The sequence below is a fragment of the Turicibacter sp. GALT-G1 genome (assembly GCF_025594995.1).
GTDB lineage: Bacteria > Bacillota_I > Bacilli_A > MOL361 > Turicibacteraceae > Turicibacter > Turicibacter bilis.
This window is the reverse complement of record NZ_JAMQUS010000017.1, coordinates 4,853-5,628: the sequence shown is the minus strand read 5'-3', so window position 1 is coordinate 5,628 and position 776 is coordinate 4,853. Positions and strand designations below refer to the sequence as shown.

The 776-nt window shown below is 29.1% G+C and carries 2 protein-coding genes; both read left to right on the top strand.

All coding sequences use genetic code 11. The features are described from left to right. Positions 1-150 precede the first annotated feature (150 nt). Positions 151-351, top strand: coding sequence for a hypothetical protein (locus NEH74_RS03685; protein ID WP_151922525.1), 201 nt, complete (start codon positions 151-153; stop codon positions 349-351). Positions 352-455: 104 nt separating this feature from the next. Then, positions 456-776, top strand: a 321-nt coding sequence (locus NEH74_RS03680) for a hypothetical protein (protein WP_411040393.1), incomplete at its 3' end; no start/stop codon positions are given.

Genomic DNA, 776 nt, shown 5'->3' with positions numbered 1-776 from the left:
AGTTGACAAAGAGCCAAAAAAAGTAGCCTAGACATTACTTGGAGGTGACTAGGCTACTTAAAAAGATTGTTGAGTTAATATCAACATTTCTAGTATAATCAATTTTATACATTAATTCAATGTTAGATTTTGTAGATTAAAGGTGATAAGATGGATAAAAAAACGTTGGCGATCATTGAAGTTACCAAAATTGAAGAACTAGAATTTGCTTCTTTAATGGTACATAAGAATTTAAAGAATAGAAGTAAGGAAGAAAAAGTTTCATTAGTATATAATATTCTTGAAACATTAACTGCTGAGTTGGACATTACTCCGGATGATGTTATATGTGATGTTCTTCATAGCAAATGAGAAAAATTAAATGGTTAAATTTAAAATAAATATTATTGGTGATTTATTCTTGTAAAATAATATTTAAAATATAGTTAATTTAGGAAATTTAGGAGGAAATAAAGATGAAAAAATATAATTTAAGTATTCTATTGGCGGTTGCAACTTTATTATTTGGAGGGTGTCAACCAGTAGCACAACAAGATGAAAAATTAGATGATGTAGAAGTAACTGATTTAGTTGAAGATCAAGAGAGTGATCTTGAAGATTTAGATGATGGAGAGGAAGAATCTGAGGATTCAGAGAATGAAACTGAGTTAAAAGATGAATCACTTGAACAGGATGAATCTATAACTGAGTCAACTAATAGTACAGGAAAGACAAGTGGTAATACATCTAGCACCAATAGTTCATCAAGTAGTGCAAGATCAACAAGCAGTAATTCA